This window comes from Nonomuraea sp. NPDC049784, assembly GCF_040659615.1.
GTDB lineage: Bacteria > Actinomycetota > Actinomycetes > Streptosporangiales > Streptosporangiaceae > Nonomuraea.
This window is the reverse complement of sequence record NZ_JBFAMX010000010.1, coordinates 58,141-73,220: the sequence shown is the minus strand read 5'-3', so window position 1 is coordinate 73,220 and position 15,080 is coordinate 58,141. Positions and strand designations below refer to the sequence as shown.

The following is a 15,080-nucleotide window of genomic DNA, read 5'->3' as shown; positions in this document are numbered from 1 at the left end:
ACTCGGCAAATTGCCCCCGTAACTTCGGGAGAAGGGGGACCTCTGCTGGTGTAGGACCGTGCGTCCGAGGCTGGTGGGGGTCGCAGTGGCCAGGGGGAAGCGACTGTTTACTAAAAACACAGGTCCGTGCGAAGTCGTAAGACGATGTATACGGACTGACGCCTGCCCGGTGCCGGAACGTTAAGGGGACCGCTTAGTCCAGCTTGCTGGGCGAAGGTGAGAACTTAAGCGCCGGTAAACGGCGGTGGTAACTATAACCATCCTAAGGTAGCGAAATTCCTTGTCGGGTAAGTTCCGACCTGCACGAATGGCGTAACGACTTCCCCGCTGTCTCAACCGCAGACCCGGTGAAATTGCAGTACGAGTAAAGATGCTCGTTTCGCGCAGCAGGACGGAAAGACCCCGGGACCTTCACTACAGCTTGACATTGGTGTTTGGAACGGCTTGTGTAGGATAGGTGGGAGACTGGGAAGCTCGGACGCTAGTTCGGGTGGAGTCATTGGTGAAATACCACTCTGGTCGTTTTGGATGTCTAACTCTGGTCCGTGATCCGGATCGGGGACAGTGTCTGGTGGGTAGTTTAACTGGGGCGGTTGCCTCCTAAAGGGTAACGGAGGCGCCCAAAGGTTCCCTCAGCCTGGTTGGCAATCAGGTGTTGAGTGTAAGTGCACAAGGGAGCTTGACTGTGAGACTGACGGGTCGAGCAGGAGCGAAAGCTGGGACTAGTGATCCGGCATCGGCGTGTGGAAGCGGTGTCGCTCAACGGCTAAAAGGTACCCCGGGGATAACAGGCTGATCTTCCCCAAGAGTCCATATCGACGGGATGGTTTGGCACCTCGATGTCGGCTCGTCGCATCCTGGGGCTGGAGTAGGTCCCAAGGGTTGGGCTGTTCGCCCATTAAAGCGGTACGCGAGCTGGGTTTAGAACGTCGCGAGACAGTTCGGTCCCTATCCGCTGCGCGCGCAGGAGACTTGAAAGGGGCTGTCCCTAGTACGAGAGGACCGGGACGGACGAACCTCTGGTGTGCCAGTTGTACCGCCAGGTGCACGGCTGGTTGGCTACGTTCGGGAGGGATAACCGCTGAAAGCATCTAAGCGGGAAGCTTGCCTTGAGATGAGGTCTCCCACCTGTGAGGGGTAAGGCTCCCGGTAGACGACCGGGTTGATAGGCCGGAAGTGGAAGCGCGGTAACGTGTGGAGCTGACCGGTACTAATAGGCCGAGGACTTGACCACAAAGCAGACTTTTATTGTCGTTCTTGCTCGCGTCCACTAGGCAATTCTGAGACAGCAAACAGTTGCTGCTCGAGGGGTTGCGGCGGTTATGGCGGGAAGGAAACACCCGGTTACATTCCGAACCCGGAAGTTAAGCTTCCCAGCGCCGATGGTACTGCACTCGGGAGGGTGTGGGAGAGTAGGTCACCGCCGCACAAATATGTGAAAAAGGGCTCGGCGCCATGCGCGTCGGGCCCTTTTTGCGTTGGCGGTCAGCCGCCCTTCGTGTTGACGTACGTGATGGCGTACTTGGCCGTTACCGAGGTCCACGGGACGATGATGACGGCGCCGTTCCGTTCGAAGACCTGAGCGTCCTGACCGTTCGAGCCGTACTTCTGCGGCAGTGAGGCCACCGCGGTGGCCTTGCCGGTGGCGGCGTCCAGCCTGACGAGGCGGGGGGCCAGGTCGCGGTGGTCACCTGCCTCCAAGGCCAGTAGGCCGCGGTCGTCGGCGCGGATGTAGGTGAGCATCGTGTCGTTGGTGCCGGACGAGGTCCAGACCTGCCGGCCGGTCTTGAGGTCGTAGGCCAGGACCTGGTTGCGGGAGCGTAGCTTCCCCGGCACGTTCTCCGGGAACGTGGCCAGGTAGAGGCGGTCGCCGTGGACGGCGTAGCGGTGGACCTCGAACATGCCGTTCACGAAGGCGACGGTGTTCATGGCGAGCAGGTCCACCTTGCCGGTCTTGAACTCGGTGACCCTGGCGCCCGCGTCGTTGTAGACGGTGAAGACGTTCTGCGAGGAATCTTCGGTCCGCATGATGACGGGATCGGCGTTCAGGAGGGTGCTCATCAGTCTCAGCTCACCTATGCGTGCCTGCTTGGTGGCTTTGCCGGATTGCGGGTTGAGGAGCAGGAGCCGGTTGCCGCCGGCGAAGCAGTCGAGCAGCATCGCCACGCGTCCGGGGGCGGCGTTGGCGTCCTTGAGGTGGCAGCCGTTCGGCATGGTCGCCGTCCACTGCTTGCCCCCGTCTGAGAGGCGGTAGCCGGTCAGGACGTCGTTCAGGTCGACGATGGCCATGCCGTCCGCGTCGAGGATCCTGGGGACGGCGAGCGAGTTGGAGAGCCGGGCCTTCTCAGCCGAGATCTTGATCTTCCAGGTGAGCTTGCCGGTGGCCGCGTCCACTCCCGCCAAGTGGTCGCACAGAGTGGAGCTGCCGTACGCGATGGCGCCCTTGCCCTGGGCGAGGTGCTGGGTGGCTCCGCAGAGCTGGGCTCCGGGCGCCGGGGTGCCCCAGGCACGTTTGCCGGAGTTGAGGGCGTAGGCGAGGATGCCGTCCTTCTGCGCGCGGATGATCGTCTTGTCCGTCAGCCAGCTGGCGAAGGCCAGGCCGCTGGTGAAGTCGGTGCTGTCGGCGTTGGTGAGCGGGACCGCCCACTCGGTCACCGCGGCGCTTTCACCGCTGCCGTTCCCGTTGCCGCCTCCTGCTGTGGGGGAGCCGCCCCCGGTCGCCACGAACCAGGCGGTTCCGGTGCCTACGGCGAGCAGCCCCATCACGCCGGCGGTCGCCAGCAACGCCGTCTTCCACTTGCCCCCGCCGCCGCCCTGCTGAGGGGGGATCGGAGGGTATGGGAGACGCGGTCCCTGAGGTGGCGCGCCCTGAGGAGCCCACGGTTGTTGCGGAGTAGGCGGGGGGCCGTACTGCTGGGGTGGTGCCAAGGGCGGCGCTGGATACGGCGTGGCCGGGGGTGGCGGGGGATACGGCGCGGGATTGCCCCTGGGCGGGTTCCAGGCGGGAGGCGGGGCGGGGCGGTTGTTGCCGGGGCCGCCGGGATACTGGTCGGTCATTCCTCGTCCACGTTCAGGCGAGCTGCCGGCGGACGTACGACGCCCACTGCCGCTCGAAATTCGTCTTGCTCACACCCAGCACCTTGAACAGTGCCGTCTCGCTGTCGTCGCCCGGCGCCCGGTAGGCGGCGATCATTCCTTCCGTCAGCTCTCGCTCGCCGTATCGCTCGGCTATGTACCGCATGGCGAGATGCCCCATCAGATAGTTGGCGCTGGTCATGCCCTTGTAGTCCCAGGTCATGTTGGACGGCAGCGCGCCGGTGAACGACGTGGCGAGCTGTCCCGCCAGGTAGGCGCGGCCTGTCTGGTAGCGGATGTTGCGATTGATGGGGTTGTCGCGGTTGGCCACGTACTCGGCGAAGCCCTCCACGATCCACTTCGCCTTGCCGAAGAGGGAGAACTGTGCGCTGTCCACGCTCGCGAGCAGCGAGTGGGCCAGCTCGTGCGTGCTGATCTCCAACATCTCGGCCGAGCTGTCGAAGAAGGGCGAGCTGGTGTCCATGACGACGCGGGTGCCGCCGATTCTCATGTCGTCGCCCGAGGTGACCCAGCTCGGCATCGGGATGGACACGCCTGCCTCGTCCGCCTTCTGCTTGCGGAACAGGTTGCCCAGCTGGGTCTGGCCCTTGACCAGGGCCACCGCGAAGCCCGAGGGGACCGGCGCGGACGGGTCGCCGTTGCGTTTCCAGAAGTCCAGGTTCCGCTGGGCGGCCTTGGCCACCATGGGGGCGATGCGCTTGGCGAGCGCGGAGTCCTCGGTACGCGCCATGATCATGCCCGCGCCTGCCCGGGTGATCGAGATGTCGGGCCAGATGTCCCAAGGGCCCGGGTAGTAGACGGTTTTGGAGCCTTCGCCGCCGAGTATCGTCGGCGGCGCGCCTTCTACCTTGGTGACGGCAAGAGGCGCGTTCGCGGAGGTCTTCTCCATCGTCCAGCGGTACCACTCGGAGACCGGTCGCAGGTCGATTCCGGAGAGCCGGTGGACGAACGCGACGTCCTGGGTGAACTTCACGGCCCGCCCGAAGGTGTCCTCGGCTCGGCCCTCGCGCCGGAGCACCCGGTAGGCGGCCTCGGCCAGAGGGACCTTCCGGAGGTTCGCGAACAGCTTGCGCTGGTCGCGGACCAGCGCCGCGTTCTGCTTGTCGAAGATGGAGGTGTAAGCGTTCACGTCTCCGGACGTCAGGGCCTTGCTGTGCTGCTCGACGAGCTTGGTGATCTCCTCGTCGGTGACGACGACGGCGGCCGGATCGGCCTGACCCGACGCCTCCGTCTTCTCGGGCGCAGGCGAGACGTTGCGTCCCCGTATGACGAGGCCGACGGCGGCACCTACGGCGATCACCAGGACGAGGGACATCGCTCCCAGAGCCAGCCAGAGCCCGGTCCTACGTCTCCGCGGCGGTGGAGGGGGCGGAGGAAAGGGAGGTGCTCCCTGCCAAGGAGCGCTGTAGTGCTGATAGCCCGGCCCTGACGTCACTTTCGCCCCGATCGTGCAGGGAAACCACGAAAGAGTAAAATCGTACCAGTGGCACCTGGGCCATCTTCAGGGGATGTTCAGGAGGGGCTCGATCCGGTACGGGATCTGGGTGGACAGGGAGATGGTCGTGTCCGTGCGCCGCACCGCCGGCGACGCCAGGATGTGGGCGATGATCTCCTGGAGGTGGTCGGTCGTGCGCGCCACCACCCGGCACAGCAGGTCGTGCTGGCCGCTCGTACCGTGAACCTCCAGGATCTGCGGCACGGCCCGCAGCGCCTCCACGGCCTCCGTCAGCCGGCCCTGGGCGATCTGCAGCGACACGAACGCCAGGATGGGGTACCCGGCCCGGGCCGGTGACACGGTCGGGCCGAAGTCCTCGATCACGCCTCTCGCCGTCAGCTTCTCCACCCGGGCCTGTACGGTTCCGCGCGCCACGCCCAGCAGCCGGGCCAGCTCCGTCAGCCCGATGCGGGGATGGGCGCGCATGGTCACCAGCAACCTCGCGTCTAGATCGTCCATGTCCTGCCCTCCCAAGCTGTGCGATTCGCCCAGAAATTATGTGATTTAGAGTGCGGAAGCTAGCGTATCGCTTAGCTGAACTGGGCGCTCTTGCCAGGAAAACCGGGACTTGCTGTTATTTGGGCATGTTCGAGGAAGCGCAGTACTTCGCCCCCGTCGCGGCTCAGGAGGATGGCTCGGTGGTGGTCGAGCTGTCGGCGTCCCATCCGGGGTTCGCGGATCCGGTGTATCGGGCGCGGCGGAACACGATCGCGGGGCTGGCCGTCGACTATCGTCCAGGCACGCCCATCCCGGCCGCCGAGTACACCGAGCAGGAGCACGCGGTCTGGGTCCTGGTCACCAGGGAGCTGGCGATCAAGCACGCCAAGTACGCCACCGCCGAATACCTTGACGGGGCGGACCGGCTGAGGCTGCCAGGAGAGAGGATCCCTCAGCTTGAGGAGGTCTCGCGGCTGCTGGAGCCGCTGACCGGGTTCCGCTATCTGCCTGCCGCGGGGCTGGTGCCACTGCGGGACTTCTACGGCGTGCTGGCCGACGGGTACTTCCACTCGACGCAGTACATCCGGCACCACTCCGTGCCCTTCTACACGCCGGAGCCCGATGTCATCCACGAGGTGATCGGGCATGCCAACGCGCTGGCCAGTTCCCGGTACGCCGCCCTCTACCGCCTGGCGGGCCAGGCCGCGCGCCGGGTCCAGTCCGACGAGGCGCTGGAGTTCGTCTCGAAGGTGTTCTGGTTCACGCTGGAGTTCGGGGTCATGCAGGAGAGCGGCGAGCTCAAGGCGTACGGGGCGGGCATACTGTCGTCGTACGGGGAGATCGAGGAGTTCCGCGGCATGGACATCCGGCCGCTGGACCTGTCCGCGATGGGCACGACGCACTACGACATCACGAAATATCAGGACGTGCTGTTCCGGGCCGAGTCCCTCCAGCACCTGGAAGACGTCGTAGGGGACTTCTGGGACACGTGTGACGACGACTCGATCGCGAAACTCATCGCCGCCGCCGTCTAGCGGCCTGTCACGATTTTTCGTGATAATGCGTCAATGATCGCGAGTCGCGGACAGGCGATACCACGAGCGGTCATCGCGCTCGCCCTGCTCGCCGCCCTCGTCCCGGCACCGGCCCGGCAATTATTACCAGCGCACGCACCCGCCCCCCTCGCGCAGGAGGCCCCGGTGCTCCTGGGGATCCGCAAGGAGGCCACGGGGGCGCGGCTGGAGCGGGTCTCGGCCGAGGAGACCCTGGCGCCGGTCCCGGCCAAGCGGATCGGCAAGCGGCTCGACGGTTACCTCGCGGGCCGGTCTGGGAAGGTCACCGCCATGGTCAAGGACCTGGCGACCGGGCGGCTCTACCGCTATCACCCCGGCGAGCGGCTGATCACTGCCAGCACCGCCAAGGCGCAGATCCTCATGGGCCTTCTGCTGAAGACCCCGTGGAAGAAGCTGTCACCGGCGGTCCGGCACGATGCCGAGCTCATGATCCGCTACAGCGACAACCACGCCGCCGACCGCCTCTGGCTGCGCATCGGCGGCGCACCAGGCTTCACCAAGGCAGGCAGGAAGTTCGGGCTCAAACACACCCAGGGGGTCCCAGGCAACTGCGTGGACCTCTATTGCTGGGGAATCACCAGAACGTCCGTGGACGACCAGATCCGCCTCATGCAGGCCCTGGTGTCCCCCAAGAGCCCGCTCAAGGCCAAGGACCGCGGCCAGGTGCTCAACCTCATGGGCCGGGTCGTCGACGGCCAGAACTGGGGGATCAGCGCCGCCGCGTGCGAGGGCGACCGCGTGGCGCTGAAGAACGGCTGGCTCAAGCACGTCTCGAACAAGCTCTGGGCCACGATCAGCGTGGGCCTGCTCAGGGGCGACGGCCGCGACTACGCCATTGCCGTACTCACCGAGGGAAGCCCCGAGGTGGGGTACGGCATAGCGACCGTCGAAGGCGTAGCGAAGAGGATCATGCGGGATTTCCGGAAGTGCCCGGCGTGACCAGGCGGTAGCCGACGCCCCGCACGGTCTGGATGAGCTGGTCGTCCTCGTCGCCCAGCCGATGGCGCAGGCGTTTGACGTGCACCGCGATCGTGTTGGTCGAGGTGGTCGCCGCGGCGTGCCACACGTGACGCATGATCTGCTCGCGGGTGACCGTGCGGTCGGCGTTGCGCATCAGGTAATGCAGCAGCTCGAACTCCCGCAGCGGCAGGTGGACGGCCCGCCCGCCCACGCGTACCTGGTAGGCCTGCACGTCCAGCTCGACCCCGCCCACGGCCAGCACCTGGCGTGACCCGGGCGAGGCCGCCTGGATGAACGGCAGCAGCTCCGTCACCCGGTAGGGCCTGGCCACGCAGGCGGCCGCGCCGGCCGCGAGCGCGCGTACCGCCTGCTCGGCGTGGCCCTCGCCGACGCCGAGCAGCACGGGCACGGCGCGCGCGAGGCGTACCGCGCGGACGAACTCCACCGCGTCGATGACCGGGAGCGTGGCCGAGACGAGCACCACGTCAGGCTGCAGGGCCCCCGCCTGGAGGAGGCCCTGAGCTCCGTCGGGCGCGCCCGTGACGGCTACACCCTCGCGTTCGAGCGCCGTGGCGAGGTCCTCCACGACAGTTTCGTCTGGATCAGCGATGAGCAGTACGGGCTTGGTCCGCGCGTCCCCGTTCACTGTGGATGCCGCCTGCTGTTGGATCATCAGCCGAAGCGCCCGGTGATGTAGTCCTCCGTGGCCTTCTGAGTTGGATTGGTGAACATACGGGACGTCTCGTCCATCTCGACGACCTTGCCGGGCTTGCCCTGCTCGGCGAGGTTGAAGAACGCGGTCCTGTCGCTGACCCTGGCGGCCTGCTGCATGTTGTGGGTGACGATGACGATCGTGTACTCGTCCTTGAGCTTGGCCATGAGGTCCTCGATGGCCAGCGTGGAGATCGGGTCGAGTGCAGAGCAAGGCTCGTCCATCAGCAGGACCTGCGGCCGGACCGCGATGGCCCGGGCGATGCAGAGCCGCTGCTGCTGGCCGCCAGACAGGCCCGCACCCGGCTTGTTGAGACGGTCCTTGACCTCGTTCCAGAGGTTGGCGCCCTTGAGCGATTCCTCCACCACGCCGTCGAGCTCCGACTTGCTGACGCGGCCGTTGAGCTTGAGCCCGGCGGCCACGTTCTCGTAGATCGACATCGTGGGGAAGGGGTTGGGGCGCTGGAAGACCATGCCGATCATCCGGCGTACCGAGACGGGCGCGACGGTGGCGGCGTACAGGTCCTCGCCGTCGAGCAGGACCTTGCCCTCGACGCGGGCGCCGGGAATCACCTCGTGCATGCGGTTGAGCGTGCGAAGGAACGTCGACTTGCCGCATCCGGACGGGCCGATGAACGCGGTGATCGAACGGGGCTCGATGGTCATCGACACGTCCTCGATCGCCTTGTGCGACCCGTAGTACGCGTCGAGACCCGAGACCTGGATCTGCTTGGACATTGCGGCGGTTACCCCCTATCGGCCCCTGGCGGGCGCACGCCACCAGGCGATCAGGCGCGCCACCAGGTTGAGCAGCATGACGATCAGGATGAGCGTGAGGGCGCCGGTCCACGCCCGGTCGATGGCGGTGTCGTTGGGGCGGCCCGCCTGGTCGAAGACGAAGAGCGGCAGGCCCATCTGCGGTCCGGTGAACGGATCGTTGTTGATGGAGTTGGTGAAGAACACCGTCATCAGCAGCGGCGCGGTCTCGCCGGCGACCCTCGCCACGGCCAGCATGACGCCGGTGACGATGCCGGTGAACGCCGTCGGCAGGACGACCTTCAAGATCGTGCGCCACTTGGCCACGCCCAGCGCGTACGAGGCCTCTCGTAGGTCGTTGGGCACCAGCCGGAGCATCTCCTCGGACGATCTGACCACCGTCGGCATCATCAGGATCGACAGCGCGAGCGCGCCGGCCCAGCCGGAGAACTTGAAGTCGAGGACGAGGATCCAGAACGCGAAGACGAACAGGCCGGCGACGACCGAGGGGACGCCGGTCATGACGTCCACGAAGAAGCTGATCGACCGGCTGAGCCTGCCACCGTTGCCGTACTCGACCAGGTAGATCGCGGTGAACAGGCCGATCGGGACCGAGATGAGCGAGGCGAGCAGGACCTGCTCCAGCGTCCCGATGATCGCGTGGTACGCACCTCCGCCGGCGTCGCGGGCGCCGATGCCGCGCATCGAGTGGGTGAGGAACTCGAGGTCGAAGCGGGCCAGGCCGTTGGATATGACCAGCCAGAGCACCGAGACGAGGGGCACCACGGCCAGCGCGAACGCCAGATAGACCAGCCCCTGGACGAACTTGTCCTTGACCCGGCGGCTGGTCGAGATGTGCTGGATTCCCGTCATGCGCCGGCCCTCGCGTACTCCTTGCGGCGGTTGATGATCAGGCGTGCACCCATGTTGACCAGCAGCGTGATGACGAACAGCACCAGGCCGGAGGCGATCAGGGCGCCGCGGCCGATCTGGGTGGCCTCACCGAAGCCGTTGGCGATGTTCGCGGCGATGCTGTTGGCGTGGGGTGTGAGGATCTGGAAGGTGATGTCGAAGGTCGCGGGGAAGATCAGCGCGACCGCGATGGTCTCGCCCATGGCCCGGCCGAGGCCGAGCATGGCGGCGCTGATCACGCCCGGGCGGCCGAACGGCAGCACGGCCATCCTGATCATTTCCCAGCGGGTGGCGCCGAGCGCGAGCGCCGCCTCCTCGTTCATCTTCGGCGCCTGGAGGAACACCTCGCGCGAGATGGCGGCGATGATCGGCAGGATCATGATCGCCAGCACGATGGAGCCCGCGAGCATGGTCTTACCGCCGATGGCGCCCTCGCCGGCGAACAGCGGGAACCAGCCGAGGTTCTCGTTCAGCCACTTCGACGGCTCCCGCAGCAGCGGCACCAGGAACGCCAGGCCCCACAGGCCGTAGACCACGCTGGGCACGGCGGCGAGCAGGTCGATCAGGTAGCCGAGCGGCGAGGCCAGGCGGCGGGGCGCGTAATGCGAGATGAACAACGCCACCCCGACCGCGATCGGGGTGGCGATGACCAGCGCGAGCGCCGAGCTGAGCACGGTGCCGAAGGCCAGGGCCCCGATGCCGAACACCTTCTGGCCATTGGGATCCCAGGTCAGCTCGGAAAAGAAGGAGCCCTTGTTCGCCTGCAGGGCGGGGATCGCCTCGCTGATGAGGAACACGGCGATCGCCGCCATGATCGCCAGCAGAATGACGCCCGCCGCGGTGGAGATGAATCGGAAGGGGCCTTCACCATCGCTGCGCCGCGAGGCGGACCGGCGCGTGGCCGGCCCGCCGTCACGGGTTTTCAGATTTGTGGACATCGGCAATTAGGAGATCGCCTCGACAGCGGAACGGACCTTGGTGAGCAGGGTCCCCGCCAGCGGCGCGTAGCCCAGCTCCTTCAGTGCCGCCTGGCCCTCGTCGCTGGCGGTGTAGGTGAGGAACGACTTGACCACCTTCGACTCCTCGGCCGCCAGGCCCTTCTCGCAGGTGATCTCGTACGTCACCAGCACGATCGGGTACGCGCCAGGGGTCTTCGTGGCGTAGTCGATCGACAGGGCGAGGTCGTTGCCGGAGCCCTTGATCTGGGCGGTCTCGACGGTCTTGGCCGCGCTCTCGGGGGTCAGCTCGACGTACTCGTTGGCGCCGTTGGCGACCTTGGCCTTCTGCAGCGACGAGTTCTCGGCGTACGAGAGCTCGACGTAGCTGATCGCGCCCTCGGTGTCCTTCACGGAGGAGGAGATGCCGTCGGAGCCCTTGGAGCCCTGGCCCTTGGCGTCCGCGGGCCACGCCTTGGCGGGCTCATACGGCCAGCCGGCGGTGGCCTTGAGGAACTTGGTGAAGTTGTCGCTGGTGCCCGACTCGTCCGAGCGGTGGAAGGCCTGGATCGGGGTGGACGGCAGCTTCGCGTCGGGGTTCTCGGCCTTGATGGCGGCGTCATCCCACTTGGTGATCTTGCTGTCGAAGATGCTGCCGAGCGTCTTGGGGGACAGCTGGAGGCCGTCGACGCCGGGCAGGTTGTAGACCACCGCGATGGGGCCGGTCACCATCGGGATGTTGATGGCCTTGCCGGTCTTGCAGCGGGCGTCGGCCTGCGGGGCCTCCTCCGGCTTCAGCGCCGAGTCGGAGCCGGCGAAGGCGATCGTGCCCTGGATGAACGACTGCACGCCCGCGCCGGAGCCGCTGGGCTGGTAGTTGATGGTCACACCCGAGTTCGTGGCCGTGAAGTTCTTCGTCCACTCGGTGATCGCGTTGGCCTGGGCCGAGGAGCCCGCAGCGTTGATCGTACCGCTCAGACCATTGTCATTGCCCGCGGCGGGCGCGCTGGCGCTGGCGGATGTGTCGCCGCCAGAGGCGTTGTTGTCTGTGCCGCACGCAGCGAGGGAGAGCGCGCCGACGACGGCGACAGCGGCGAGCCGGCCTGCATACTTCACGGTTGGGTTTCCTCCCACTTGGTCCTTAGTCGCCTTGAAGCTATGAGGCCAAGGTGACTTCGACCCCCTGACAAGGGTGAACGTTCGGTGAACGCGCCCGGTCGCCCCCATGATGGGAGTTATGACCTATCGCGTATGCCTGGTGTGCATGGGAAACATCTGCCGATCCCCCATGGCGGAGGTGGTCCTCCGCCAGACGCTCGCCGACCGCGGGCTGGGGGACCGCGTCACCGTTGAGAGCGCCGGAACCGGCGGCTGGCACACCGGGGACCCCATGGACGAGCGGGCGCTGGCCATCCTCGAGCAGCACGGTTACGACGGCTCGGCGCACCGGGCGAGGCAGTTCACCCGGGACTGGTTCGACCGCTACGACCTGGTGCTGGCCATGGACCGGGACAACCTCGCCAATCTACGGCGGATCGCGCCCGCGGGGGTGGAGGCACAGCTGTTCCGCTCGTTCGACCCCGCCGCCGCAGAAGGGGCCGAGGTGCCCGATCCGTACTACGGGGGCCGCGAGGGGTTCGAGGAGGTGCTCGCGCTGGTCGAGTCCGCCTCCGAGGGCGTGGCCAAGCACATCGCCGATGAGATCGACTGAGAGCCTCGGCTCGTCCCACGGCTGGCGGCGGCTGCGGGGCGTGCTGGACGACGGGCGCGAGGTGTTCGCGAAGACCGGGGCCGCCTCCGAGATGTTCGCTTCAGAGGCCGCGGGGCTGCGCTGGCTGGGCGAGGCGATCGCGGTGCCCGAGGTGGTCGAGGTGGGTCCCGATCGGCTCGTGTTGTCGTGGGTACGTGAGGAGGCGCCCAGCGCGGCGGCGGCCGAGCGGTTCGGGCGTTCGCTGGCCCAGCTGCATCGGGCGGGGGCTTCGGACTTCGGCGCGCCGTGGCCGGGGTTCATCGCCGAGCTGCCGATGGACAATTCGCCCGCCCCCGACTGGCCCTCCTTCTACGCTTCCCAGCGGGTGCTGCCCTTCGCGCGGCAGGCCCGGTTGCCCTCTTCCGACGTGGCGCTCATCGAGCGGGCCGCGGAGCGGCTCGCCGCGGTGGCGGGGCCTCCCGAGCCGCCCGCGCGGATCCACGGAGATCTGTGGAGCGGGAACGTGCTGTGGTCCGGCGGGTCGGCGGTGCTGATCGATCCCGCGGCCCATGGCGGGCATCGGGAGACGGATCTGGCCATGCTCGCGCTCTTCGGGCTGCCGTACCTCGATCGGGTGCTGGGGGCGTACGACGAGGAGTTTCCGCTGGCGGAGGGGTGGCGGGAGCGGGTGCCGCTGCACCAGCTGCATCCGCTGCTCGTCCACGTGGTGCTGTTCGGCGGGTCCTACTGTGACGGGTTGATGAACGCGGTACGGCGGGTGCTGGCGCTCTGACTTCGTGGCTTGATGAACGTTGAGTGAATTGTCAGCGCATGACGGTGCCGTTGAGGCGGTCGATCACCTCGTCGTGCAGCACCCCGTTGGTGCAGACCAGGCTGCCGCCTTCCAGCCCCCGCACGCCGGCGACGTCGGTCCAGCGGCCGCCGGCCTCCTCGACGATCACCGTGAGCGCCGCCATGTCCCACGGCGACAGCTCGGGCTCGGCCGACAGGTCCACCGATCCCTCGGCGACCATCATGTGCGACCAGAAGTCGCCGTACGCCCTGGTGCGCCAGCAGGCGCGGCCGAGGTCGAGGAAATTGTCGAGCCTGCCCATCTTCTCCCACCCGCCGAAGCTGGAGTAGGAGAACGAGGCGTCCTCCAGGCTGGAAACGGAGGAGACCCGCATCCTGGACGCCTTGGTCAGACTCTTGCCGGTCCACGCGCCACCCTCGGTCGCCGCCCACCATCTCCGGCCGAGCGCCGGGGCGGACACCAGGCCGACGACGACCCTGCCGTACTCCATGAGCGCGATCAGGGTCGCCCACACCGGGACGCCGCGGACGTAGTTCTTGGTGCCGTCGATCGGGTCGATGATCCAGGAACGGGCGCCCCAGCCGGTCTTCCCGAATTCCTCGCCCACCACCGCGTCGCGCGGCCTCGCGCGGCGCAGTGTGCCCCGGATGGCCTCCTCCACGGCACGGTCGGCGTCGCTGACCGGCGTCAGATCGGGCTTGGTGTCGACCTTGAGATCGACCGCCTTGAATCGCCGCATGGTCAGGTCATCGGCGGCGTCCGCCATGACATGCGCGAGGCGAAGATCATCGGAATAACCCTGCACAGTCGCCAACGCTACCGGAATTGTCCCCACTGCTCCGGCTTCAGGGCGGGGGTAAAGCGGACTTTTCCGTGGGACTGGGCAAGAACTGCTGTTTCGCCGTCAAGGTAAAAGGGCGTCCAGACAGCTCAGATCGGTCTATTCCCCTGCTTGACGCGCCCGGTCACGACAGAAGAATCAGGCTCACCCTTTGGCCGCGAAAATGTGATTCTCGCCGGAGAGCGCCACTTCGGGACATTCGGCGGGGCTGGTCAGGGGGTTTCGTCGAGGGTGCCTTCGCGGCTGGAGAGCAGGCGGCGGAGGGACTCGAGGCGGGTGGGGTCGGCGTTGCCCGCGGCGACCCAGGCGTCCAGGGCGCAGTCGGGGCCCAGGTGGGTGCAGCCCTTGGGGCAGTCGACCGTGCCTTCCACGAGATCGGGGAACGCCGCCAGGACCGTTTCCATGTGTACGTGGGCCAGGCCGAAGCTCCGGACGCCCGGTGTGTCGATGATCCAGCCGCCCTCCGGCAGCTCCAGGGCGACGGCCGAGGTGGAGGTGTGGCGGCCACGGCCCGTCACGGCGTTGACCTGGGCGACGGCGCGATTGGCGTCCGGCACCAGGGCGTTGACGAGAGTGGACTTGCCGACGCCCGAGTGACCGACCAGGACGCTGAGGCGGCCCGCCAGATGGTCGCGGAGCTCCTCCAGGGAGCCGCCCTTGTGCACGACGACGTGCGGAACGCCCAGGTGGTCGTAGAGGGCCACCAGCTCGTCGGGCGGGGCGAGGTCGGACTTGGTGAGGCAGAGCAGGGTGTCGATCTCGGCGTCGAAGGCCGCCACCAGGATGCGGTCGATCATGCGGGGCCGGGGCGGCGGGTCGGCCAGGGCGGTGACGATGACGAGCTGGTCGGCGTTGGCCACGACCGGGCGCTCGATGCCGTCGGTGTCTTCCGTGTCGTCGGCCGAGCGGCGCAGCATCGACGTGCGGGGCTCCACGCGTACGACCCTGGCCAGGGTGTCGGGGCGGCCTGAGACGTCGCCGACCAGGGCGACCCGGTCGCCGACGACGATGCCCTTGCGGCCCAGCTCGCGGGCCTTCATGGCCACCACGAGCCGCCTCTGCGGCTGCTTGCGCTTCTGCGCGGACCCTTTCGGGCGCTCGGGCTCGACCAGCGTCGTGTAGCGGCCCCGGTCAACGGCCACCACGAAGCCTTCGATGGCGTCCTCGTGCGCAGGACGGATCCGGGTCCGCGGCCTCGAGCCCTTGCCCGGCCTGACCCGTACGTCGTCCTCGTCGTACTCCCGCTTCCTCAGCGGTCCACTCCCATGTGTTGTCTCACTTTCCCTTGTCGCGGGCATGCGGGGATGACGTCGTGCCGGTGGCCATGCGGGCGGCCGACCCTCATCTGGCGCCCTTTTC

General features: G+C 67.3%; 14 protein-coding genes and 2 rRNA genes. 6 read left to right on the top strand and 10 right to left on the bottom strand.

Annotated elements, in window-relative coordinates:
* Nucleotides 1–1,234, top strand: a 23S ribosomal RNA gene (locus AB0J09_RS05015); the annotation flags it as partial.
* A 78-nt stretch (nt 1,235–1,312) separates the two neighbouring features.
* Nucleotides 1,313–1,429: ribosomal RNA gene (gene rrf / locus AB0J09_RS05010) — 5S ribosomal RNA — on the top strand.
* 56 nt (nt 1,430–1,485) lie between these two features.
* On the opposite strand, the gene AB0J09_RS05005 is transcribed toward rrf, so the two are convergent.
* The 3 genes from AB0J09_RS05005 to AB0J09_RS04995 form a co-directional block, all read right to left on the bottom strand.
* Complete coding sequence (locus AB0J09_RS05005; protein ID WP_360685275.1) at nt 1,486–2,784, bottom strand: PQQ-binding-like beta-propeller repeat protein; 1,299 nt, start codon at nt 2,782–2,784, stop codon at nt 1,486–1,488.
* A 286-nt stretch (nt 2,785–3,070) separates the two neighbouring features.
* Nucleotides 3,071–4,411 (bottom strand): hypothetical protein, encoded by a 1,341-nt coding sequence (locus AB0J09_RS05000; RefSeq protein ID WP_360685272.1) that lies wholly within the window; start codon nt 4,409–4,411, stop codon nt 3,071–3,073.
* A 186-nt stretch (nt 4,412–4,597) separates the two neighbouring features.
* Nucleotides 4,598–5,050 carry an Lrp/AsnC family transcriptional regulator gene (locus AB0J09_RS04995; protein ID WP_360685269.1) on the bottom strand — a complete coding sequence of 151 codons (453 nt, stop codon included), beginning with the start codon at nt 5,048–5,050 and terminating at the stop codon, nt 4,598–4,600.
* 125 nt (nt 5,051–5,175) lie between these two features.
* Between AB0J09_RS04995 and AB0J09_RS04990 the strand changes: the two genes are divergently transcribed.
* Together AB0J09_RS04990 and AB0J09_RS04985 are read left to right on the top strand one after the other, a co-directional pair.
* Complete coding sequence (locus AB0J09_RS04990) at nt 5,176–6,063, top strand: phenylalanine 4-monooxygenase (protein WP_360685266.1); 888 nt, start codon at nt 5,176–5,178, stop codon at nt 6,061–6,063.
* Between the two features lie 33 nt (nt 6,064–6,096).
* Nucleotides 6,097–7,041, top strand: coding sequence for a serine hydrolase (locus AB0J09_RS04985; RefSeq protein WP_360685263.1), 945 nt, complete (start codon nt 6,097–6,099; stop codon nt 7,039–7,041).
* On the opposite strand, the gene AB0J09_RS04980 is transcribed toward AB0J09_RS04985, so the two are convergent.
* From AB0J09_RS04980 to pstS, 5 genes are read right to left on the bottom strand one after another with little or no spacing between them, the layout of a single operon-like run.
* Nucleotides 7,010–7,735: a response regulator transcription factor gene (locus AB0J09_RS04980; protein ID WP_360685260.1), complete on the bottom strand. Its 726-nt coding sequence runs from the start codon at nt 7,733–7,735 to the stop codon at nt 7,010–7,012. The genes AB0J09_RS04985 and AB0J09_RS04980 overlap by 32 nt on opposite strands.
* The gene (gene pstB, locus AB0J09_RS04975; RefSeq protein ID WP_360685257.1) at nt 7,735–8,511 is read right to left on the bottom strand and encodes a phosphate ABC transporter ATP-binding protein PstB; all 777 of its coding nucleotides are present in this window, start codon (nt 8,509–8,511) and stop codon (nt 7,735–7,737) included. The genes AB0J09_RS04980 and pstB overlap by 1 nt, the downstream gene beginning before the upstream one ends.
* Nucleotides 8,512–8,526: 15 nt before the next feature.
* On the bottom strand, nt 8,527–9,402 hold the full coding sequence (gene pstA / locus AB0J09_RS04970) for a phosphate ABC transporter permease PstA (protein WP_360685254.1): 876 nt from the start codon (nt 9,400–9,402) through the stop codon (nt 8,527–8,529).
* Nucleotides 9,399–10,379 (bottom strand): phosphate ABC transporter permease subunit PstC, encoded by a 981-nt coding sequence (gene pstC, locus AB0J09_RS04965; protein WP_360685252.1) that lies wholly within the window; start codon nt 10,377–10,379, stop codon nt 9,399–9,401. Before pstC ends, pstA begins: the two co-directional genes overlap by 4 nt.
* Nucleotides 10,380–10,385: 6 nt before the next feature.
* A complete protein-coding gene (pstS, locus tag AB0J09_RS04960) occupies nt 10,386–11,492 on the bottom strand; it encodes a phosphate ABC transporter substrate-binding protein PstS (protein ID WP_360685249.1) in 1,107 nt (368 codons plus the stop codon).
* A gap of 121 nt (nt 11,493–11,613) precedes the next feature.
* Here pstS and AB0J09_RS04955 point away from each other — a divergent pair, with 121 nt between their 5' ends.
* Together AB0J09_RS04955 and AB0J09_RS04950 are read left to right on the top strand one after the other, a co-directional pair.
* Nucleotides 11,614–12,087: a low molecular weight protein-tyrosine-phosphatase gene (locus AB0J09_RS04955; protein ID WP_360685246.1), complete on the top strand. Its 474-nt coding sequence runs from the start codon at nt 11,614–11,616 to the stop codon at nt 12,085–12,087.
* The gene (locus AB0J09_RS04950) at nt 12,074–12,859 is read left to right on the top strand and encodes a fructosamine kinase family protein (RefSeq protein ID WP_360685243.1); all 786 of its coding nucleotides are present in this window, start codon (nt 12,074–12,076) and stop codon (nt 12,857–12,859) included. Before AB0J09_RS04955 ends, AB0J09_RS04950 begins: the two co-directional genes overlap by 14 nt.
* A 31-nt stretch (nt 12,860–12,890) precedes the next feature.
* Here AB0J09_RS04950 and hisN read toward each other — a convergent pair whose 3' ends face one another.
* Together hisN and rsgA are read right to left on the bottom strand one after the other, a co-directional pair.
* Nucleotides 12,891–13,685 carry a histidinol-phosphatase gene (gene hisN, locus AB0J09_RS04945; protein WP_360685240.1) on the bottom strand — a complete coding sequence of 265 codons (795 nt, stop codon included), beginning with the start codon at nt 13,683–13,685 and terminating at the stop codon, nt 12,891–12,893.
* Nucleotides 13,686–13,933: 248 nt separating this feature from the next.
* The gene (gene rsgA / locus AB0J09_RS04940; RefSeq protein WP_360685237.1) at nt 13,934–15,019 is read right to left on the bottom strand and encodes a ribosome small subunit-dependent GTPase A; all 1,086 of its coding nucleotides are present in this window, start codon (nt 15,017–15,019) and stop codon (nt 13,934–13,936) included.
* Nucleotides 15,020–15,080 lie beyond the last annotated feature (61 nt).

Excerpts from the sequence above, each read along its gene's own strand:
- AB0J09_RS04985 (WP_360685263.1), top strand. The coding sequence starts at position 6,097 with ATGATCGCGAGTCGCGGACAGGCGATACCACGAGCGGTCATCGCGCTC.
- AB0J09_RS04990 (WP_360685266.1), top strand. The coding sequence starts at position 5,176 with ATGTTCGAGGAAGCGCAGTACTTCGCCCCCGTCGCGGCTCAGGAGGAT.
- pstB (WP_360685257.1), bottom strand. The coding sequence starts at position 8,511 with ATGTCCAAGCAGATCCAGGTCTCGGGTCTCGACGCGTACTACGGGTCG.
- AB0J09_RS04980 (WP_360685260.1), bottom strand. The coding sequence starts at position 7,735 with ATGATCCAACAGCAGGCGGCATCCACAGTGAACGGGGACGCGCGGACC.
- pstA (WP_360685254.1), bottom strand. The coding sequence starts at position 9,402 with ATGACGGGAATCCAGCACATCTCGACCAGCCGCCGGGTCAAGGACAAG.
- AB0J09_RS04950 (WP_360685243.1), top strand. The coding sequence starts at position 12,074 with ATGAGATCGACTGAGAGCCTCGGCTCGTCCCACGGCTGGCGGCGGCTG.
- pstC (WP_360685252.1), bottom strand. The coding sequence starts at position 10,379 with ATGTCCACAAATCTGAAAACCCGTGACGGCGGGCCGGCCACGCGCCGG.
- rsgA (WP_360685237.1), bottom strand. The coding sequence starts at position 15,019 with ATGCCCGCGACAAGGGAAAGTGAGACAACACATGGGAGTGGACCGCTG.
- AB0J09_RS04955 (WP_360685246.1), top strand. The coding sequence starts at position 11,614 with ATGACCTATCGCGTATGCCTGGTGTGCATGGGAAACATCTGCCGATCC.
- AB0J09_RS05000 (WP_360685272.1), bottom strand. The coding sequence starts at position 4,411 with ATGTCCCTCGTCCTGGTGATCGCCGTAGGTGCCGCCGTCGGCCTCGTC.
- AB0J09_RS04995 (WP_360685269.1), bottom strand. The coding sequence starts at position 5,050 with ATGGACGATCTAGACGCGAGGTTGCTGGTGACCATGCGCGCCCATCCC.